16 protein-coding genes are annotated in these 19,833 nt (G+C 67.9%); 3 read left to right on the top strand and 13 right to left on the bottom strand.

Going from position 1 to position 19,833, the window contains the following annotated elements; all coding sequences use genetic code 11:
* From V5F68_RS17545 to ftsW, 11 genes are all read right to left on the bottom strand, one after another.
* Positions 1 to 849 (bottom strand): outer membrane protein assembly factor BamD, encoded by an 849-nt coding sequence (locus V5F68_RS17545; protein WP_394014288.1) that lies wholly within the window; start codon positions 847 to 849, stop codon positions 1 to 3.
* Positions 850 to 1,181: 332 nt separating this feature from the next.
* Positions 1,182 to 2,123, bottom strand: coding sequence for a UDP-3-O-acyl-N-acetylglucosamine deacetylase (gene lpxC, locus V5F68_RS17550; RefSeq protein ID WP_394014289.1), 942 nt, complete (start codon positions 2,121 to 2,123; stop codon positions 1,182 to 1,184).
* Positions 2,124 to 2,420: 297 nt separating this feature from the next.
* Positions 2,421 to 4,124, bottom strand: a complete 1,704-nt coding sequence (gene ftsZ / locus V5F68_RS17555) for a cell division protein FtsZ (RefSeq protein ID WP_394014290.1) — start codon at positions 4,122 to 4,124, stop codon at positions 2,421 to 2,423.
* A gap of 87 nt (positions 4,125 to 4,211) precedes the next feature.
* Positions 4,212 to 5,501, bottom strand: a complete 1,290-nt coding sequence (gene ftsA, locus V5F68_RS17560; protein WP_348844576.1) for a cell division protein FtsA — start codon at positions 5,499 to 5,501, stop codon at positions 4,212 to 4,214.
* A gap of 32 nt (positions 5,502 to 5,533) precedes the next feature.
* Positions 5,534 to 6,412 carry a cell division protein FtsQ/DivIB gene (locus tag V5F68_RS17565; protein ID WP_394104122.1) on the bottom strand — a complete coding sequence of 293 codons (879 nt, stop codon included), beginning with the start codon at positions 6,410 to 6,412 and terminating at the stop codon, positions 5,534 to 5,536.
* Between the two features lie 80 nt (positions 6,413 to 6,492).
* Positions 6,493 to 7,413: a D-alanine--D-alanine ligase gene (locus V5F68_RS17570; RefSeq protein ID WP_394014292.1), complete on the bottom strand. Its 921-nt coding sequence runs from the start codon at positions 7,411 to 7,413 to the stop codon at positions 6,493 to 6,495.
* A 68-nt stretch (positions 7,414 to 7,481) separates the two neighbouring features.
* A complete protein-coding gene (gene murB / locus V5F68_RS17575) occupies positions 7,482 to 8,417 on the bottom strand; it encodes a UDP-N-acetylmuramate dehydrogenase (protein WP_394014293.1) in 936 nt (311 codons plus the stop codon).
* 43 nt (positions 8,418 to 8,460) lie between these two features.
* Complete coding sequence (locus tag V5F68_RS17580; protein WP_394014294.1) at positions 8,461 to 9,348, bottom strand: cation diffusion facilitator family transporter; 888 nt, start codon at positions 9,346 to 9,348, stop codon at positions 8,461 to 8,463.
* A 79-nt stretch (positions 9,349 to 9,427) separates the two neighbouring features.
* Positions 9,428 to 10,843, bottom strand: a complete 1,416-nt coding sequence (gene murC / locus V5F68_RS17585; protein WP_394014295.1) for a UDP-N-acetylmuramate--L-alanine ligase — start codon at positions 10,841 to 10,843, stop codon at positions 9,428 to 9,430.
* Between the two features lie 2 nt (positions 10,844 to 10,845).
* Positions 10,846 to 11,970: an undecaprenyldiphospho-muramoylpentapeptide beta-N-acetylglucosaminyltransferase gene (gene murG / locus V5F68_RS17590; RefSeq protein WP_394014296.1), complete on the bottom strand. Its 1,125-nt coding sequence runs from the start codon at positions 11,968 to 11,970 to the stop codon at positions 10,846 to 10,848.
* On the bottom strand, positions 11,967 to 13,136 hold the full coding sequence (gene ftsW / locus V5F68_RS17595; protein WP_394014297.1) for a putative lipid II flippase FtsW: 1,170 nt from the start codon (positions 13,134 to 13,136) through the stop codon (positions 11,967 to 11,969). The genes murG and ftsW overlap by 4 nt, the downstream gene beginning before the upstream one ends.
* 137 nt (positions 13,137 to 13,273) lie before the next feature.
* Between ftsW and V5F68_RS17600 the strand changes: the two genes are divergently transcribed.
* From V5F68_RS17600 to pdeM, 3 genes are all read left to right on the top strand, one after another.
* On the top strand, positions 13,274 to 15,925 hold the full coding sequence (locus V5F68_RS17600) for a ligase-associated DNA damage response DEXH box helicase (protein ID WP_394014298.1): 2,652 nt from the start codon (positions 13,274 to 13,276) through the stop codon (positions 15,923 to 15,925).
* Between the two features lie 78 nt (positions 15,926 to 16,003).
* Positions 16,004 to 16,330 carry a hypothetical protein gene (locus V5F68_RS17605; RefSeq protein ID WP_394014299.1) on the top strand — a complete coding sequence of 109 codons (327 nt, stop codon included), beginning with the start codon at positions 16,004 to 16,006 and terminating at the stop codon, positions 16,328 to 16,330.
* Positions 16,331 to 16,403: 73 nt separating this feature from the next.
* Positions 16,404 to 17,105: a ligase-associated DNA damage response endonuclease PdeM gene (gene pdeM, locus V5F68_RS17610; RefSeq protein ID WP_394014300.1), complete on the top strand. Its 702-nt coding sequence runs from the start codon at positions 16,404 to 16,406 to the stop codon at positions 17,103 to 17,105.
* Positions 17,106 to 17,185: 80 nt separating this feature from the next.
* Here pdeM and V5F68_RS17615 read toward each other — a convergent pair whose 3' ends face one another.
* Entirely contained in the window at positions 17,186 to 18,022 is an 837-nt protein-coding gene (locus V5F68_RS17615; protein ID WP_394014301.1) for a DUF2076 domain-containing protein, read from the bottom strand.
* Between the two features lie 146 nt (positions 18,023 to 18,168).
* The gene (gene aceB / locus V5F68_RS17620; RefSeq protein ID WP_394014302.1) at positions 18,169 to 19,767 is read right to left on the bottom strand and encodes a malate synthase A; all 1,599 of its coding nucleotides are present in this window, start codon (positions 19,765 to 19,767) and stop codon (positions 18,169 to 18,171) included.
* Between the last annotated feature and the right edge of the window lie 66 nt (positions 19,768 to 19,833).

Here is a 19,833-nt window from a genome sequence, read left to right on the forward strand (position 1 = left end):
CTAGCCGAGACCGAGCTTCTTGAAGGCCTGGCTGATCCAGGACCCCTTGTTTTCGACCGGCAGCTTGCCGCTCGATTGCACAAGCTTATAGGCGTCCTTGTACCACTGGCTATCGGGAAAATTATAGCCCAGCACGGCGGCGGCGGTCTGCGCCTCGGAGATGATGCCGAGCGCCATGTACGCTTCGGTCAGGCGGAACAAGGCCTCTTCCACTTGGCGGGTGGTCTGGTATTGAGTGACCACCACCTTGAAGCGGTTGATGGCGCCCGTGTAGTTGCGGTTTTCCAGATAATAGCGGCCGATCATCATTTCCTTGCCGGCCAGCTGGTCGCGCGCCACTTCCACCTTTTTCTTGGCGGAGGCGGCATATTCCGTATTCGGATATTTGCGGATCACTTCGTCCAGGGCATCGAGCGCCTGGCGCGTCGCCTTCTGGTCGCGCGTGATGTCGGGAATGTTGTCGAAATAGGCGGAGGCGACGAGGTAGCTCGCATAGGCCGCGTCTTCCGAGCCGGGATGCAGCGCCATGTAGCGCTTTCCGGCCGCGATCGCGTCGTCGTATTTGCCGGCCTCGTAATAGACGTAGGTGTCCATCAGCAGCGCCTTGCGCGCCCACTCCGAATAGGGATGGGTGCGGTCGAGATCCTCGAACCGCTTGGCGGCCGCGGTATAATCACCCTTGCGCATCAGGGTGAGGCCCTCGTTATAGATCTTCTCGGCCGGCTCGTCGGGCGGAATGACATCGTCCTTGTTGCTGGCGCAGCCGGCGAGGCTGGTGGCAAGGAAGATGAGTCCGAGCAGGCTGGCCGCCCGGGTGCGCAGGACAGCGGCGTCAGAGAAAAGGCGCATCACGTGAAGGTTCCATCCCAAGCCGTCGGCTTCCGTGCAGAACGCCGCAGACTACGCGGCTAACGGCGCTTTCAGTCGGCAATGTGGCGGGCGGGGGCGAAGCACCGTCAAATGCGTTTCCGCCACCTGGTTCGCTCGGTTTTTTAAGGGCGGGGGCGCGCACGTCAAGCCGGCGGGCGGGCGCTCGCGGCAGAACACGGTCCGCGCGCGAGAATGCATGGAGGCGACAGGCGCAAGACCGGCCGCATGTGGCATCGAAAACGGGATCGCAAAAAGACAAGGTTGCGGTGCGCAGGGCGGGACGACCCGCCTCAAAGGCCACGCCCCGCGGCTCACCGCTCCGGGGCGTAGGCGAGGACGGGGGCGCCGATCGCGAGTTCCGCGCCTTCGCGCCGGCCGCGAACCGGGGCATCCACCACGGCGAAGGCCGAGCGATCCGCCAGGAGAGCGTCCACCACGTTGAAATTCAGCTTGTGGCCGCCGCGGAAGGAGCGGTAGCGCGCCATCAGGGGCAGGCCGGCAAGCGCCAGATCGCCCACCGCGTCCAGCGCCTTGTGGCGCACGAACTCGTCCGTGAAGCGCAGGCCTTCGGGATTGAGGATGCCGGCTTCACCAAGGCAGACGGTGTTTTCCAGCGAGGCGCCGCGGGCATAACCGGCAGAGCGCAGGCGCTCCACATCCTTGAGGAAGCCGAACGTCCGGGCGCTCGCGAGTTCGCGGCGGAACACGTTCGGGGTGAGGTTGCCGGCGAAGCGCTGGCGGCCGATGCCGGAATGATCGAACTCGATCTCCACTTCCAGGCGGAAGCCGGCGTCATAGGGCAGAAGCTCGCCGAAGGAGGCGCCGTTCTCGACGCGGATGGGCTTCAGCACCTTGAGATATTTGCGGCGGGCGGGGAGCACCGCGATGCCGACTTCGTCGATGGCGGCGACCACCGGACCGGCGCTGCCGTCGAGAATCGGAACTTCCGGGCCGGTCACTTCCACCTGCGCATTGTCGACCCCGAGGCCGGACAAAGCGGAGAGCACATGCTCGACCGTGGAAACGAGGGCGCCGCTCTTGTCGCCGAGCACGGTGGCGAGGTCGGTGGCCTGCACCGACTGGCGGGAGACCGCCATCTTGCGGGGGGCCTGGTCGGCGAAGGTGCGGATGAAAACAATACCGGTGTCTGCTGGGGCGGGCTTCAGGGTGAGAGAGGCTTCGATGCCCCCGTGAACGCCAACGCCCGAAAGAGCGATCTCGCCAGCAAGGGTCGTCTGCATCTCGGAAGCCATATGGACCCCGGAAACCGTCACGGCCCAAGGGCCGCCGCATTCCCGCCTCTAATGTTTCACCTCACCCGCCTAATTTTGCCGCCGGGTTGGAATTTGATGGACCGCGTGTGGATCCATTCCGCGCCGACCGCGTTAAGCAAGGTTCGAGGGTCAACCTAGCGGGCTCGTTGCGCTGCGCCAAATCACGCTTGCTTACCGCCTGTTACCAAACACGTCACAAAAAACTTCTTGGTTATCAAATACTTACGCCCGGGACACAGTCCCGGGCGCAGGTGCGTGTTACCAAAAGCCAGCGAATCAGTTCGCCTGGCGACGCAGGAAGGCGGGAATCTCGAGGTGATCTTCCTCGTGCCCGTGCTGCGGTGCATGGCGGCTCGGAACCTCGGCGACGGGCCGCGCGGGCGGGCGCTTTGCGAATTCCGAGACCGGTTCGCCGGGACGGCCGGCGGGCTTCTGCTGGGGCGCCCGCGAATCAGGGGCGCGCATGCTCGGCTGCTCGCGGCGCGCGGGGGCCTCGGGCTCTTCCTCGCGGCGTCCCATCCCCACATTGGCGAGGCGCTGGAGAAGGGTCATGCGCTTCTGCTCGGCGGCAGGCTCGCCGCGCTGGGCGCGGATCTGGTTCTGCGCGGGCATCGGCAGTTCATCCACGCGGGGCATGCGCGGCGCGCGGGGGCGCTGGGCCTGCGGCGGGATGTAGGGCGCGAACTCCTCTTCCTCCACCGGGGCAGGCGCGGGGGCCGGCTCAGGCTCGGAATAGAAGGAGGGCTTCGGCGCTGCGGCGCGGATGGTCACCTCGTCGATGGCCACCGGGCGCTGCGGAGCCGGAGCGGGCGCCGCATGCTGCGGCTGGGGCGCCGGCTGGGCCGCGACGGCATTGTCGAGCGCCATCAGGTCTTCGGCGGAGATCGCCGCCACCGCGCTGCGGATCTGGGCCTCGCGGGCCTGTTCCACGGCCGCGCGGCCGGCGTTGGACATCTTGCGGCCCTGCAGGTCCGGCGTGCTCTCGCCGCGATACTGGATCTGCTCGGGGATCACCGCGGGGTCGATGCCGGTGGCCACCACCGACACGCGGATGATGCCGTCCAGGCTCTGGTCGAAGGTGGCGCCGAGGATGATGTTGGCGTCGGGGTCGACTTCCTCGCGGATACGGGTCGCGGCTTCGTCCACCTCAAACAGCGTCATGTCGTTGCCGCCGGTGATGGAGATCAGCAGGCCGCCCGCGCCGCGCATGGAGGTTTCGTCCAGCAGCGGGTTGGCGATGGCGGCTTCGGCGGCCTGGATGGCGCGCTTGTCGCCGGAGGCTTCGCCGGTGCCCATCATCGCCTTGCCCATGTCGCGCATCACGGCGCGCACGTCGGCGAAGTCGAGATTGATGAGGCCTTCCTTCACCATCAGGTCGGTGATGCAGGCGACGCCCGAATAGAGCACCTGGTCCGCCATGGCGAAGGCGTCCGCGAAGGTGGTCTTCTCGTTGGCGACCCGGAACAGGTTCTGATTCGGGATGACGATCAGCGTGTCGACCGTCTTCTGCAATTCGTTGATGCCGTGCTCGGCGACGCGCATGCGGCGCTGGCCCTCGAAGTGGAAGGGCTTGGTCACCACGCCCACCGTGAGGATGCCCAGTTCGCGGGCCGCGCGGGCCACGACGGGGGCAGCGCCAGTGCCGGTGCCACCGCCCATGCCGGCGGTGATGAACACCATGTGCGAGCCGGACAGGTGGTCGCGAATCTCGTCCAGCACTTCCTCAGCGGCGGCGCGGCCGACTTCCGGCTGCGAGCCTGCCCCGAGGCCTTCGGTGACCGCGACGCCCATCTGCACCAGGCGCTCCGCCTTGGAGAGGGAGAGGGCCTGCGCATCCGTATTGGCGACGACGAACTCCACGCCGGTGAGGCCGGCGGTGATCATGTTGTTGACGGCGTTGCCACCGGCGCCACCGCAGCCGAACACGGTGATTCGCGGCCGCAACTCCCGAATGTCAGGCATCTGAAGGTTGATCGTCATGTTCCCACTCCATCGCGCCCTGGGCGCCGGCACGCCGTCCGAATCCGTGGCTCCCCCCTTTGTTAAGGGGAATACCGTTAACCATCTCTAAAAGCCGTCCCTCAACCAGCGCCCGACGCGGCCAAAATATGTGCCGCCTTCCGCGCCGGCCGCCTGACGGCGGCGGGGTTCGAAATGCTCGAGGCCCGCCACCTGGGGATAGACCAGCAGGCCCGCCGCAACCGCAAAAGCGGCGCCGCGCGCGGCCTCGGGAAGGCGCGAAACCCCAAGCGGGCGGCCGATTCTGACCTGCGGGCCGATCACCCGCGCCATCAGGTCCGGCAGGCCCTGCAATTGCGCCGCGCCGCCCGTGAGCACCAGCCGGCGACCGGCGTCGCCCCCGTGTCCGGAGGCCTTGAGGCGATCGCGCAACAGTTCGACGATTTCTTCGGCGCGAGGCTTAACAATTGTCACCAGGCGCGATTTCGGCACCGAATGGGGATGGTCGCGCTCGTCGCCCGACAAGGCCGGGATCGACAGCATGTCGTGATCGTCGGACGACACGGCCACCACCGCGCCGTGCAGCGCCTTCAGCCGCTCCGCGTCGGCAAGGCGCGCGGGCAGGCCGCGCGCGACATCGTTGGTGATGTGCTGCCCCCCGAGTGCAATGCCGTCCACATAGACGCAGTGCCCACCCGACACGATGGAGAAGGTGGTGGTGCCAGCCCCCATGTCGATGAGCGTGACGCCGAGTTCCATCTCGTCGTCGGTCAGCGAGGACAGCGCCGCCGCATAGGGCGCGGCCACCATGGCCTCGATGCCGAGATGGCAGCGCTCCACGCACAGCACCAGATTCTTCAGCGAGGTGAGATCGCCCGTCACCACATGCATGTCGACGCCGAGTTCGCGCCCGAGCATGCCGCACGGCTCGCCAATGCCGCGCCGACCGTCCAGCGAATAGCCCACCGGCAAGGCGTGCATCACCGCCCGGCCATCGCCGACGGCATAGGTGGAGGCGGCCTCCAGCACGCGGCGGATGTCAAACTCCTCCACCGCCGGGGCGGTGAGGCGCACCGCCGCCTCGTAATGCTGCGAGGACAAGCGCGCCCCGGACACGCCGAGAATCACCGAGGCGATCTGTACCCCCGAGGCCCGTTCCGCCATGTCCACGGCCTGGCGAATCGCCAGTTCGGCGCGCGCCATGTCGATCACCGCCCCGCCCTTCACCCCGTGCGCGCGGGTGTGGCCGATGCCGAGCACGTCGATGGAATGGGTGCGCCGGCGCAGCACGTCGGACGAGCCGCGCGGCTTGAGGCGCGCGATGGCGCAGACGATCTTGCTGGTGCCGATATCGAGCACCGCGATGATGCCGCTCTTCTTGGGCGGCATGGGACGCATCTTCGGGGCGAAACCTTGTGCGAGCCGATGTCTCACGCGGCGCCTCCTTTCTTGGCCTTCGCGCGGGCCTTCAGCATCTGGGCGCGGGCATCGGCGGCAGCGTCGGACAAGCGCACGACCACCCGGTCGGGCAAGCGCAGGTCGACGATGGTGATGTCGCGGGTGAGCAGTTTCTTGTCGCGGTCGAGGTCGGCGAGCTGAAGCAGCGCGTCGTCCACAGGGCCTTCGGGCAGGCGCACGTCGATGCCGTTGCGCAGCTTCAGCGTCCAGCGGCGCTCGGCCACGAGGATGGCGGCGCGCACCTGGTCGCGCACGGCGGGAACACGGGCGAGCGCATCGACGATTTCGCCCACTTGCTCCTGCGCGCCCTCGCCCACCACGATCGGCAGGTTCACGTAGCGCGGATCGTCGGAATAGGGGGCAATCGGGGTGCCGTCCTTGGCGATGACGTTGATCTGGCCGTTCATCTGCCAGAGCGCATAGGCCTCGCGCTCCACCACGTGGATGTCCACGCGGTCGGGATAGAGCTTGCGCACGCTGGCGCTGGCGATCCAGGGCATGGATTCGAGCCGCGCGCGGGTCTCGTCCGCATTCACGAACAGGATGGAGGTGGTCGGCTTGATGCCCGCCGCCGCCAGGATTTCGGACGGCGTGACGTGATTCTGGCCGGAGAGGTTGACCTGGGCGATCTTGAAGCCGGCGATGTTGGCCGCCGCATCGCCCATGTCGACGACGAATTCGTGGGCTTCCTCCACATGGCCGCCGAGCACCACGCCATAGCCCGTGAAACCGCCGATCACCACGAGGCTGAGCAAAGCGGCGCCGCGCCGGCCGAATCGCGAGGCACCGAGGCGCACCGTCATGCGGCGCAGGAACAAGGCGATGCGGCTGGGCGGCGGGGGCTCGCGCATCGGCTGGGGCCGCACCGGCTTGCGGCCGGCGGACGCGACAGGCGGGTTCGTGCCCGGGCGCAGCCCGCGCGGGCGCTCCCTTACCGATTCAGCGATGCGTCCTCCACCATCCATGTCACAAGCTCGCCGAACGATATGCCCGCGTGGGCTGCCAGTTCGGGCACCAGGGAGGTCTCGGTCATGCCGGGTTGCGTGTTGACTTCCAGACAGATCAGGCCGGCGCCTGCGCCAGCATTTTCGTCATATCGGAAGTCCGCACGCGAGACGCCCCGGCACCCGAGTGCCTTGTGTGCCGCGAGCGTAAATATCCGCGCCTGTTGGTAAACTTCGGGTAAAATCCGGGCAGGAAGAATGTGCCGCGAGCCGCCCGGTGCATATTTGGATTCGTAATCGTAAAAAGCCTGGGTCGACTCGATCTCGATGACGCCCGTGGCTTCCTCGCGGATCACCGCGCAGGTCAGCTCCAGGCCGGGAATGAAGCGCTCCGCCAGCAGGCTCTCGCCGTGGGGCCAGTCGGCTCGCGTCAGTTCTTGCGGGGGGTGCGCCTGGTCCTCGCGCACGATGAACACGCCGACGCTCGACCCCTCGGCCACCGGCTTCAGCACATAAGGCGGCTCCATGACATGGGCCCTCGCCGCTTCGGCGCGGCTGACCACCCGGCCGAACGGGACCGGCACGCCGGCCGCTTCCATCACGATCTTCGCCTGCGCCTTGTCCATGGCCAGCGCCGAAGCGAGAACGCCCGAATGGGAATAGGGAATGCGCAGGATTTCCAGGATTCCCTGGATCGTCCCGTCCTCGCCGGGGCAGCCATGCAGCACGTTCAGGGCGACGTCCGGCTTGAGGCGGGCAAGCACCTCGGCCACGTCACGCTTCACGTCCACCCGCGTGACCCGGTAGCCAGCGGCCTCCAGCACCACGGCGCAGGCTTCGCCCGACCGCAAGGAAACGTCCCGCTCGGCCGACCAGCCGCCCATCAGCACTGCGACGTGTTTGCTCATCTTGCCTGTCCCTCGGCCATGCCCGGCGACGGGCCTGTCATCTAAAGCTGCACAGCGTTTGCAATTCCCTAAAGCGGCGCGGGAATGCCGATGCGCTTGATCTCCCACTCCAGCGTCACGCCGGAGGTCTCCAGCACGCGCCGGCGCACCTCCTCGCCGAGCGCCTCGATGTCGGCCGCGGTGGCACCGCCGAGATTGATCAGGAAATTCGTGTGCATCTGCGAGACCTGGGCCCGCCCCATCACGAGGCCGCGGCAGCCGGCGGCATCCACCAATTGCCAAGCCTTCGCTCCGGGCGGGTTCTTGAAGGTGGAGCCCCCGGTGCGGCTCTTGATGGGCTGGGTCGCCTCCCGTGAGGAGGTGATGCGGTCCATCTCGGCGGCGATCTCGACCGCGTCGCCCGGCGTGCCTTCAAACACCGCTTGGGTGAAGATGAAATCCTCCGGCGCCGCGCTATGGCGATAGGTGAAGCCCATGTCCGCGCTGGAGAGGACGTGGATTGCGCCGCTCCGGTCCACCGCACGGCAGGAGACGAGCGCATCCTTGGTCTCGCCGCCATAGGCGCCGCCGTTCATGCGCAGCACGCCGCCCACCGCGCCGGGAATGCCGCGCAGGAAGGCGAGACCCTTCAATCCCGCATCCGCCGCCGCGCGCGCCACCTTCACGTCCGGCACGCCGGCGCCGGCCAGAACCTGCATCCCGGTCACGCTCAGCTCGCCGAACCCCTTGCCGAGCCGGATCACCACGCCCGGCACGCCGCCGTCACGCACGATCAGGTTGGAGCCGAGGCCGATGACGGTGACCGGCACATGGTCCGGCAGATGGGCGCGCACATAGGCGAGATCCGCCTCGTCCGCGGGCACGAACAGCACCTGCGCCGGGCCGCCCACGCGGAACCAGGTGAGGTCGGCGAGCGACGCATTGGCCGAGAGGCGGCCCCGCAGCTGCAGCAGGCGCGCGGTCAGTTCGGGCACAAGATCGGGAAAGGGCGAGGTCGCGGACATGGGGAGCGTTTAGAACGCCGCGCCGCGAAAGCCAACCTTGGCCCTACACCACGACGACGCCGCGATGCTTCGCCTCGCCTTCCGGCTCCACATGGATGGTGACGATGGCGTGGTCCATGTCTTTCGCGAACGCGCGCTCGATGCGGTCGCAGATCTCGTGGGCGGCGGCGACCGTCATGTCGCCGGGCACGACGAGGTGGAATTCCACGAAGGTGATGCGCCCGGCATGGCGGGTGCGCAGGTCGTGCGCCTCCAGGGCGCCGTCGGCATGGGTGGAGACGAGTTCGCGAATGGCCGCCACCACCTCCGGTGGCGGGGCGGCATCCATGAGACCGCCGACCGATTCCTTCATCAGGCCCCAGCCGGTCCACAGGATGTTCAGCGCCACGATGCCCGCCAGCAGCGGATCCAGCACCGGCCAGCCGGTGATCGGCACGAGCACGAAACCGGCCAGCACCCCGAGCGAGGTGACCACATCGCTCATCAGATGCTTGCCGTCCGCCACCAGCGCCGGCGAGCGCAAAGCGCGGCCCGTGCGCAGCAGAACCATGCACCACACGGCGTTGATGACGGTCGCGCCGCCGTTGAGCAGCATGCCGTTCAGCGGCTGTTCGGGAAAGCGCGGGTCGAGCAGGCCGAAATAGGCCTCGCGCAGGATCGAGCCCGCCGCCACCACGATCAGCACGCCTTCCAGCACGGCGGAAATATATTCCGCCTTGTGATGGCCGAAGGGGTGGTTGTCGTCGGCCGGGCGGGCGCTGATCTTCAGCGCCACCAAAGCGGCAAGCGCCGCCGCCACATTGATGATGCTTTCAAGGGCATCGGACAGAAGGGCGATGGAGCCGGTGACCCAATAGGCCGCGCTCTTCAGCGCCAGCACCACGATGCCTATAAATACGCTGCCGACCGCGATCCAGAGCGTGCGGTTCATAATCGTCTCCGGACGGGCGGTGTCTTGAACGCCGCTTGCCTATCCGGTCCGACGCCGCAGCGCAACCTGCAGGGGAAGCTTAGCCGCCGGCGGGCGCCAGCGCCTCCAGTTCGCCGGGCAGCGCATAGGCCCATTGCGTGATGGTGCCGGCCCCGAGGCAGATCACGTAGTCCCCCGGCTTGGCCAGCCCGCTCACGATCCCGGCCAGGGCCTCCGGCCCTTCCAGCGCGGTGACGCTGCGGTGACCATGGGCGCGCAGGCCCTGCACCAGATGGTCCCGGTCCGCTCCGGGGATCGGGCTTTCTCCGGCCGCATAGACCGGCGCGACGATCACATGGTCGGCGTCGTTGAAACAGGTGGAGAAATCGTCGAACAGGGAAGCGAGGCGGGAATAACGATGCGGTTGCACCACCGCGATCACCTGTCCCTCGCTCGCGGCGCGCGCCGCCCGCAGCACCGCGGCAATCTCCACGGGATGGTGGCCGTAATCGTCGAAGATGGCGACGCCGTTCCATTCACCGGTGCGGGTGAACCGCCGCTTCACGCCGCCGAATTGGGAGATCGCCTCCAGGATGCGCGCGTCCGGAACCCCCAGTTCGCGGGCGACCGCAATGGCGGCGGTCGCGTTCAGCGCATTGTGCCGGCCCGGCATGGGCAAGCGGAAGCCCTCGATATGGCTCAGGGTCTCCCCGCTCCGGTCGCGGAACACCACGTCGAATTTCGTCACGCCGCCCTTGAGATCCACATTCGCCAGCCGCACGTCGGCCTGCGGGTTCTCGCCATAGGTGATGATGCGGCGGTCCTCGATGCGGCCGACCAGCGCCTGGACCACCGGATGGTCGATGCACATGACCGCGAAGCCGTAGAACGGCACGTTCTCCACGAACGCCTTGAACGCCTCCTGGACCTTCTCGAAGGTTTTGAAATGATCGAGGTGCTCGGGATCGATATTGGTGACGATCGCCACTTCCGCCGGCAGTTTGAGGAAGGTGCCGTCGCTCTCGTCCGCCTCCACCACCATCCATTCGCCGGCACCGAGGCGGGCATTGGTGCCATAGGCATTGATGATGCCGCCATTGATGACGGTGGGGTCCATCGCGCCCGCGTCCAGCAGGGTCGCGACGAGCGAGGTGGTGGTGGTCTTGCCGTGGGTGCCGGCGATGGCGACGCAACTCTTCAGCCGCATCAGCTCGGCGAGCATCTCCGCACGCCGCACCACCGGCAGGCGCTTGGCCCGCGCGGCTTGCAGTTCGGGATTGTCGCGCTTGATGGCGGAGGACACCACCACGACGTCGGCCTGGTCCACATTCTCGGCCCGATGGCCGACAACGACCTTGATGCCCTCGTCGCGCAGGCGCTTCACATTGGCGTTCTCGGCCACATCCGAGCCCTGCACCTGGTAGCCCAGATTGTGCAGCACCTCGGCGATGCCGCTCATGCCGATGCCACCGATGCCGATGAAGTGGATGGAGCCGAGCGCCTGCGGAAGCTTCATTCTCAATGTCCTTGATAGGTGGCGATGGGCGCCCCCCCTGCCAGATGCACGACAACGTCGGCCAGATGTTCGGCGGCGTCGAGCGTGCCGGCGCTTCTGGCGGCTTGCGCCATGTTCGTCAATGCGCGCGGGTCGGCGCCGAAGGTCGAAAGCGCCGCGGCGAGCCGCTCGGGCGTGAAGGTGGATTGCGCCATCACCTGGGCGGCGCCGATGGCTTCGAGGGATCGGGCGTTGGCCGCCTGGTCCTGATCGAGCGCGTTCGGCAGCGGCACGAGAATGGCGGGGCGCCCGATGGCCGCAAGCTCCGCCACCGTGGATGCGCCCGACCGCGCGATCACCAGATGGGCCCGGCTCATGCGCGCCGGCAGATCGTCGAAAAAGGGCGCGACCTCGGCCTGGACGTGGAAATCCAGGTAGGTCCTGCGGACCCGCTCCAGATCCTCCTCACGGGCCTGCTGGACCACGGACAGCCGCGCCCGCAGATCACCATTGAGGCGCGCCACCGCCTGCGGCACCACGTCCGCCATCACGCGCGCGCCCTGGCTGCCGCCGAACACCAGCAGACGCAGCGGGCTGCTCACCTCGGGCGCGTCGAACCTGAGGCCGGCGGCCTCCCGCACAGAAGGGCGCAGGGGATTGCCGGTGAATATCGTCTTGCGCGCAAGGTCCGGTTCGTTGGCGAGAATGTCGGGAAAGCCGGTGGCAATGGCGCTCACGCGCGCCGCCAGCAGGCGGTTCGCCCGCCCGAGCACGCCGTTCGCCTCGTGAATGAGGCTCGGCACGCCCGAGAAGGTGGCGGAAAGCACGGGCGGCAAGGTGGGATAGCCGCCGAAGCCCACCACCACCGCCGGCTTGAGCCGCCGCATCAACGCCAGGCCGCTGATGAGGCCCCGCAGCAAGGTGAAAAGGGTTTTTGCCATTGCCACCGGGGAGCGGCTCCGCACCGTATCGGCCGGCAACACGTGGACCTGCCGCGCCGGAAAATGACCCGCATAGCGCGCGGCCCGGCTGTCGGTGACGAGATCGACGTCATAGCCGCGCCGTCGCAGCACATGGGCCAGCGCCTCGGCGGGAAACAAATGGCCGCCGGTTCCCCCGGCAGCCAGCAGGATCAAAGGCTTGCTCATGCCGTCGCCTGACGCCCCTGCGGTTCCGTCGCGGGCTCGCTCAGCGCCGCCAGCGCCGCCGCGCCCGGTCGTCGCCGGGAGAGGGCGAGCAGCATGCCCATGCCGAAGGCGAGCGAGATCAGCGAGGAGCCGCCATAGGAGATGAAGGGCAGCGTCATGCCCTTCGCGGGCATCAGATGCACGTTCACCGCCATGTTGATGGAGGCCTGGAGGCCGAACAGCAACGCCAGCCCGGTGGCGGCGAAACGGGCGAACGGGTCCTGCTCGTCGAGCGCGCGGGTGAGGCTGCGCAGGATCACGAAGGCAAACAACGCCAGCAGGATGAGGCACAGGATGATGCCGAATTCCTCCGCTGCCACCGCGAACACGAAGTCCGTATGCCCGTCCGGCAGGATGCGCTTGACCGTGCCCTCGCCGGGGCCCTGGCCGAACCAGCCGCCATGGCGGAAGCTCTCCAGTGCGGTATCGATCTGATAGGTGTCGCCGGAGGCGGGATCGAGGAAGCGGTCGATGCGCTTTTTCACATGCGGCACGACATTATAGGCCAGCACGGCACCGCCCACGCCGAAGCCGATGAGCCCCACCATCCAGATCCAGCGCAGGCCGGCCAGGAAGAACAGCGCGCCCCACACCAGCACCACCAGCATGGTCTGGCCGAAATCGGGCTGCAACACCAGCGGTAGCATCACGCTCCCGAGCAGCGCGACGGCGAGCAACTGGGCCGGCATTTCCGGGCGTTTGCTGCTTTCGGAGAAAAGCCACGCCGCCAGCACGACGAAGGCGGGCTTGAGAAATTCGGACGGCTGCACGGTGATCGGGCCGATGTTCAGCCAGCGCCGCGCGCCCTTCACCTCCGGGCCGATCACCAGCGTCGCGAACAGCAGCACCAGGCAGATCAGGAACACCACGATGCACACCCGACGGATCGTGCGCGGCGACAGGAAGGAGGTGAACAGCATCACCGCGATCGCCGGGATCAGGAACAGCACCTGCCGATTCACGAAATGGAACGGATCGGCGATGCCGAGGCGCGCCGCCACCGGCGGGCTGGCCGCGAGGCACAGCACGATGCCGATGACGATAAGGGTGAACAGCGTGCCGAGCAGCAGGCGGTCGACCGTCCACCACCATTCGCTGAGCACGGTCCGGTCGGCGCGCGACATCATGAGGCGGAACTCCGGGAGCGGGAAATTTGTCGACACCATGCGACAGCTTGGTTGACGCGCGATTAATCGCCGGCAACGCCGCGCCGGATTTGCCGCGGCGCACCGTCCAGGCTTTTGCCGCGAAGACCCGCCAGCCCATGGCACAAAGGGGGAACGCGCCTTATCTTCCCTGCGTGTCGACCCTTGCTCACAGGCGCGCCCACGCGCTGCCGAAGCTGTTCCAGGACTGGTTCGCGACCCGGGGCTGGGAGCCGCGCGCGCATCAGCTGGATCTGCTTGCCTCGGCGCGGGCGGGGCGCTCCACCCTGCTCATCGCGCCCACCGGCGCCGGCAAGACCCTGGCGGGCTTCCTCCCCACCCTGGTGGAACTCAGCGAAGCGCGCAGCACGGATGCGCGGGCGCGGGCCAAAGCGAAAAAGGCGGAGACGGCAGACGGCGCGCCCGCCAAGCCCCTCGCGGGACGTGTCCCGCCGCCGCGCCAATCCCCGCTGCACACGCTTTATATCTCCCCGCTGAAGGCGCTGGCGGTGGATATCGCCCGCAATCTGGAGGCGCCCATTGCCGAGATGGGACTGCCCATCCGTGTCGAGACCCGCACCGGCGACACCCCCGCCTCGCGCCGCCAGCGCCAGCGCCGCGACCCGCCCGACATCCTGCTCACCACGCCGGAGCAGATCGCCCTGCTGCTGGCTTCGAAGGACGCGGAATTTCTCTTCTCCGGCCTCAAGCGGGTGGTGCTGGACGAATTGCATGCCCTCGTCACCTCCAAGCGCGGCGACCTGCTGGCGCTCGCCCTGGCGCGGCTGCGGAGCATCGCGCCGGGGCTCCAGGGCGTCGGCCTTTCCGCCACGGTGGCCGAGCCGGACGATCTGCGCCGCTACCTCGTGGGCCAGCATCCGGGCGACCCCGACGCGGAAGAGGCGCTCGCCGACCTCGTGATCGCCAAGGGCGGCGCGGCGCCCGACCTCTCCATGTTGGAAAGCCTGGCGGTGATGCCCTGGGCGAGCCATACCGCGCTGCATGCCCTGCCCGAGGTCTATGGCCTCATCGCCGCGCACAAGACCACGCTGGTGTTCGTCAATACGCGCTGGCAGGCGGAATTCCTGTTCCAGGAACTCTGGCGCATGAACGACCTCAACCTGCCGATCGCGCTCCACCACGGCTCGCTCGACGTGGAGCAGCGCCGGCGGGTGGAAGCAGCCATGGCCGCCGGCAAATTGAAAGGCGTGGTGTGCACCTCCTCCCTCGATCTCGGCATCGACTGGGGCGATGTGGACCAGGTGGTCAATATCGGCGCGCCCAAAGGCTCCTCGCGCCTCATGCAGCGCATCGGCCGCGCCAACCACCGGCTGGACGAACCCTCCAAGGCCGTTCTCGTGCCGGCCAACCGCTTCGAGGTGCTGGAATGCCGCGCGGCCCTGGAGGCGGTGAGGGCCGGTGCCCAGGATACTCCGCCCGAGCGCACCGGCGCACTCGACGTGCTGGCCCAGCATATTCTCGGCATGGCCTGCGCGGCGCCGTTTTCCGCTGACGCGCTTTATGACGAGGTGCGCTCCGCCGCGCCCTATCGCGCGCTCCCGCGGGAGGATTTCGACGCGGCGGTGGATTTCGTCGCCACCGGCGGCTACGCGCTGCGCGCCTATGAGCGCTTCGCCAAGATCCGCAAGACCAAGGACGGCCTCTGGCGGGTCTCCAACCCGATGATCGCGCAGACCTATCGCATGAACGTGGGCACCATCGTGGAAGCCACCATGCTCAAAGTGCGTCTCGTCTCGGCGCGCGGCTCAGCCAAGAGCGGACTGGCTGGGAGGGTGCGGTTCGGCGGGCGGATGCTGGGCGAGGTGGAGGAATATTTCGTCGAGACCATGGTGCCGGGCGACACCTTCGTGTTCGCCGGCGAGATCCTGCGCTACGAGGCCATGGTGGAGGACGAGGTCTATGTCTCGCGCTCCACCGCCACCTCGCCGCGCGTGCCGGCCTATGCGGGAGGCAAGTTTCCGCTTTCTACCTTCCTCGCGGCCGGCGTGCGGGCGTTGCTTGCGGCGCCCGCACGGTGGAAGACGCTGCCGCCACAGGTGCGCGACTGGCTGAACCTGCAACGCCTGCGCTCCCGCCTGCCGGGGCGGTTCGACCTGCTGGTGGAAACGTTCGAGAATCGCGGGCGGCATTATCTCGTCGCCTATCCGTTCGAGGGGCGGCTGGCCCACCAGACGCTCGGCATGCTGCTGACCCGCCGCCTGGAGCGCGCCGGGCTCAATCCGCTCGGCTTCGTCGCCAATGATTACGCGCTCGCCGTCTATGCGGTGTCCGACATGAGCCTCGCGGTGAAGCAGGGCTGGCTTTCGCTCGACGATCTGTTCGACCAGGACATGCTGGGCGACGATCTGGAGGCCTGGCTCGCGGAAAGCGCCCTCATGAAGCGCACCTTCCGCTATTGCGCCGTCATCGCCGGGCTGATCGAGCGGCGCTTCCCCGGCAAGGAGAAGACCGGCCGGCAGGTGACCTTCTCCACCGACCTGATCTATGACGTGCTGCGCCGGCACGAACCCGACCACATCCTGCTACGTGCCGCGCGCGCCGACGCCGCGACCGGCCTTCTGGACGTGCGCCGGCTGGGCGACATGCTCGCCCGCATCAAGGGCCGCATCGCCCACCAGCCCCTGGAGCATGTCTCGCCGCTCTCGGTGCCGGTGCTGCTGGAGATCGGCCGCGAGAGCGTGGGCGGGGACGCCTCCGAGGCGCTGCTGGCGGAGGCGGAGGAAGATCTGGTGCGCGAAGCCATGGGCTGATCGCGGCACCACGTGCACAACTTTAACGCTCGTCAGCCGCACGGCGCAGACCTAGCCTGTCTACCGATGGAGGGCGACATGGCAAACGCATTCAAGGTCTCGATGGCGCCGAAGGAATTGTGGCAGCAGATCAACCCCTGGTCGTTCGACCTGCGAAACGCGCAGTTCGGCCTGTTCAACATCGATCTCGGCCTGACCGCGCACCCGGAAGTGGAGCAGGCGATCCTCGATGAGGTCGGCAGCTATGGCCGCCAGCTCGGCCGCATCGGCGACGTGCTGGAGATCCTGCTGAAGCATGTGCCCCTGGAAAATCTCAGCGACAGCGAACACGACGCGATCCGTGTGCTGGAGGGGCAGCTGGCCGCCGTGCGCCAGGTAAAACGCAGCGCGCTGGGAAAGAAATAGCGCCGGATCCCATCCGGCTGGATGCCCGGCGCTCTGCCCTTGCCCCCGCGCGCGGGATCGGCAATATCGCAGAATGCTCGCGCGCGCCGATTCTGTTCCCCCTTCGTTCATCGGCCTTGCCGGGGCGGAAATGGTGCTGGATCCAGCCGGCGCGCTGGCGTGGCCGGAACGCGGCCTGCTCGCCGTGGCCGATCTGCACCTGGAAAAAGCCTCGGCCTTCGCCCGGCGCGGCCAGATGCTGCCGCCCTATGACACGGCCGACACCCTCGCCCGGCTGGAAGCGCTCGTCGATCGCTGGGCCCCTGCCGTGGTGCTCGCGCTGGGCGATACGTTGCACGACCGTTGGGCGCAGGAACGCATCGCGCCGCGCACCCGAGAGCGCCTCGCGGCGCTCCAGCGCGGACGCACCTTCGTCTGGATCGCGGGCAATCATGATCCCGAGCCCAGCGCCTTGCTGGAAGGGGAGTGGACGCGCGAGATCCGCATCGGCCCCCTCACCTTCCGCCACGAACCGGTGCCCGGCGCGGCGGCGGGGGAAGTCGCGGGGCATCTGCATCCGGTCGCCCGGCTGGTGCAGCGCGGACGCTCGATCCGCCGGCGCTGCTTCGCCACCGACGGCGCCCGCATGGTCCTGCCCGCCTTGGGCAGCCTCACCGGCGGGCTGAACGTGCGCCACCCGGCGGTTTCGGGCTTGTTCGGCGGGCCGTACGAAGCCCACATGCTCGGTGCGGCGCGCACCTATCGCATCGCCGTGGACGCCTGCATCGGCGACTGACGCCCACCCAGAATGAAAAACCCCGCGGCAGCGCCGCGGGGTTTTCGATTTATCCGGGAGAAGAAGGCCGGCGTTCGGGATCACGCCCAGGAATCGTCCGAGCCGCCATCGCTCCAGCCGCCGTCGTCGCTGTTGTCATAGCCGGCGTCCTGCGCGTCGGCGGTGTCCCAGCCGGCGTCCGGGGAGGCGCCCGCATCGCCGCCGAGCGCGGTCTGCGCCTCGGAACCGAGGTTGCCGGTATCAGCCGCCGGCGTTTCCTTCGGCGTTTCCAGCGCCGCCGCCTGCTGGGCGACGGGACCGGTGCCACCGGACATCAGGCCCTTGATGCCATCAAAAAGAAGCGCGCCACCGGCAACGCCGGCTGCGGTTGCAAGCGCCCCCTGGAGGAAGCCGCCACCGCCGAAACCACCACCGCCACCGCCGAAGCCGCGCTGCTGGCCGCCCCAAGGACCGCCCTGCTGGGGATAGCCGCCCGGCTGGCCATAGCCCTGCTGGGCGGTATTCTGTTGGCCCCACGCCCCGGAATTGGGCTGGCCCGCGCCATTCACCTGCGGGGGCAGGCCCATGGGGGCGGAGGGGAATGCGGACGGAGGCGCCCCGGCGGCGGGACGCGCGCCTGCGGTGGGCACCGAGGTGCGGCCGCCGCCGAACAGGCCGCCGAGGAAGCTGGTGCTTTCCTGCTGCGGGGGAGCTGCGGCCTCGCGGACCTGCTGCTCCAGCTCCTGAATGCGGGCGGAGGCCTGGGTCAGGGCATGCTCCTGCACCAGCACGGTCTGCGCCAGGGCGTAGGTCGCGTGGGGCAGTTCGGCCAGGCGCTGGGCGATCAGCGCTTCGGCCTCGCGATCGCGCGGCTGGCCTTCCAGGCCGCGCATGCGATCGAACAGCCCGTCAATAAGCGCACGTTCCTCGGGAGTCATCTCCGCCTCCGGTTGTTGACCGACTTGCATATGAGGCGGCGCACGCGGCGGAAGAAGGGCCGCAGCCCATGAATTTTTTGTAACGTTACGTAAGGTAGAGCCAGCCGCCCCGCGCGCTAAGGCAACGGGGCGGCCGGCGCATCGCCTCAGGCGATCAGCTTATAAGCCGGCAAAGTGAGAAACTCCTCGAACTGCGGCGCCAGCGTCATATCCGAGAACAGCTTGATCGCCTCGGGGAAACGACCCTTGTCATAGACGTCGGGACCGAGGGTTTCGCGCAGCTTGGCCATTTCATCGTCCAGCAGCGCGGTGAACAAATCGCCCGTCACCGTGCGGCCGTCCTCCAGCGTTGCGCCGAGGTAGATCCATTGCCAGATCTGCGCGCGGCTGATTTCGGCGGTCGCGGCATCCTCCATCAGGTTGTAGAGCGGCACCGCCCCGCGTCCCCGCAGCCAGGCTTCGATATATTGCACGCCGACGCGGATGTTCTCCCGCAGCCCGGCTTCCGTGCGCGCGCCCTGGTGCATCACCAGCAGGTCGTCGCGGGCGACGCTCACATCCTGCCGCTTGCGCTGGAGCTGGTTGGGGGTGGGCATCAGGCGGTCGAACACCTCCTGCGCCACCTTCACCAGGTCGGGATGGGCGACCCAGGTGCCGTCGCAGCCCTCGCCGGCCTCGCGCTCCTTGTCCGCCTGCACCTTGGCGAAGGCGGCGGTGTTGGCGGCGGCATCGCCCTTGACCGGAATCTGCGCCGCCATGCCGCCCATGGCGAACGCGCCGCGCCGATGGCAGGTCTTCACCAGCAGCGCGCCATAGGCTTTGAGGAAGGCCTCGCTCATCACCATGCGGCCGCGATCCGGGGTCAGGAAGCGGGCATTCTTTCCGAGCCGCTTGATGAAGGAGAAGATGTAGTCCCAGCGGCCAATGTTCAGCCCGGCCACATGGTCGCGCAGCTCGTAGAGGATCTCGTCCATCTCGAATACCGCCGGCAGGGTCTCGATCAGCACCGTGGCCTTGATGCAATTGGCCGGCAGGCCGATGCGCGCTTCGGCGAACGAGAACACCTCGTTCCACAGCCGCGCTTCCAGGTGGCTCTCGGTCTTGGGCAGATAGAAATAGGGGCCGGAGCCCTGCGCCAGCGCCGCCTTGGCATTATGGAAGGCGTAGAGGCCGAAATCGAACAGGGCGCCGGAGACCGGCGCGCCGTCCACCTCCACATGGGCCTCCGGCAGATGCCAGCCGCGCGGGCGGATGATCAGCACCGCCGGGGTCTCGCCGAGCTTATAGTCCTTGCCGTTGGAGGGATCGTGGAAGTCGATCGCACCCGCCCAGCGGTCCTTCAGATTGATCTGGCCCTCGATCATGTTGGACCAGAAGGGCGAGGAGGCATCCTCGAAATCCGCCATGAACACCTTGGCGCCGGAATTCAGCGCATTGACGATCATCTTGCGGTCCACCGGCCCGGTGATTTCCACGCGCCGGTCCAGCAGGTCCTGCGGCAGCGGCGCGATGCTCCATTCGGCATCGCGGATGCCCTGGGTCTCAGCTAAGAAGTCCGGCAGTTCGCCGGCATCGAAGCGGGCCTGGCGGGTGGCGCGGGCCTCCAGCAAAGCGAGGCGCGTGGCGTTGAAATTGCGCTGCAGCTCGGCGACGAAGGCGAGCGCTTCGGGGGTAAGGATCTCGTCGTAACGCGGGGCGAGCTTGCCGGTGATGACAAGTCCGGTGGGCAAGGTGGGGGTCGACATGATGTCGGTCTCCTATGGGAACGAAACAAACAGCTTTCCCGTGACGGGAACACCGCCGGGGCGCTT

The organism is Roseixanthobacter pseudopolyaromaticivorans (assembly GCF_043195145.2).
In the GTDB taxonomy this organism is placed as follows: domain Bacteria; phylum Pseudomonadota; class Alphaproteobacteria; order Rhizobiales; family Xanthobacteraceae; genus NCEH01.

Bases quoted from the DNA above. Each gene is read 5' to 3' on its own strand.
- ftsW (WP_394014297.1), bottom strand. From the start codon at position 13,136: ATGATGTCGCGCGCCGACCGGACCGTGCTCAGCGAATGGTGGTGGACG.
- murB (WP_394014293.1), bottom strand. From the start codon at position 8,417: ATGTCCGCGACCTCGCCCTTTCCCGATCTTGTGCCCGAACTGACCGCG.
- V5F68_RS17600 (WP_394014298.1), top strand. From the start codon at position 13,274: ATGGCACAAAGGGGGAACGCGCCTTATCTTCCCTGCGTGTCGACCCTT.
- ftsA (WP_348844576.1), bottom strand. From the start codon at position 5,501: ATGCGTCCCATGCCGCCCAAGAAGAGCGGCATCATCGCGGTGCTCGAT.
- murC (WP_394014295.1), bottom strand. From the start codon at position 10,843: ATGAAGCTTCCGCAGGCGCTCGGCTCCATCCACTTCATCGGCATCGGT.
- V5F68_RS17605 (WP_394014299.1), top strand. From the start codon at position 16,004: ATGGCAAACGCATTCAAGGTCTCGATGGCGCCGAAGGAATTGTGGCAG.
- V5F68_RS17565 (WP_394104122.1), bottom strand. From the start codon at position 6,412: ATGCGCGAGCCCCCGCCGCCCAGCCGCATCGCCTTGTTCCTGCGCCGC.
- aceB (WP_394014302.1), bottom strand. From the start codon at position 19,767: ATGTCGACCCCCACCTTGCCCACCGGACTTGTCATCACCGGCAAGCTC.
- pdeM (WP_394014300.1), top strand. From the start codon at position 16,404: ATGCTCGCGCGCGCCGATTCTGTTCCCCCTTCGTTCATCGGCCTTGCC.
- V5F68_RS17580 (WP_394014294.1), bottom strand. From the start codon at position 9,348: ATGAACCGCACGCTCTGGATCGCGGTCGGCAGCGTATTTATAGGCATC.
- ftsZ (WP_394014290.1), bottom strand. From the start codon at position 4,124: ATGACGATCAACCTTCAGATGCCTGACATTCGGGAGTTGCGGCCGCGA.
- V5F68_RS17615 (WP_394014301.1), bottom strand. From the start codon at position 18,022: ATGACTCCCGAGGAACGTGCGCTTATTGACGGGCTGTTCGATCGCATG.
- V5F68_RS17545 (WP_394014288.1), bottom strand. From the start codon at position 849: ATGCGCCTTTTCTCTGACGCCGCTGTCCTGCGCACCCGGGCGGCCAGC.
- murG (WP_394014296.1), bottom strand. From the start codon at position 11,970: ATGAGCAAGCCTTTGATCCTGCTGGCTGCCGGGGGAACCGGCGGCCAT.
- lpxC (WP_394014289.1), bottom strand. From the start codon at position 2,123: ATGGCTTCCGAGATGCAGACGACCCTTGCTGGCGAGATCGCTCTTTCG.
- V5F68_RS17570 (WP_394014292.1), bottom strand. From the start codon at position 7,413: ATGAGCAAACACGTCGCAGTGCTGATGGGCGGCTGGTCGGCCGAGCGG.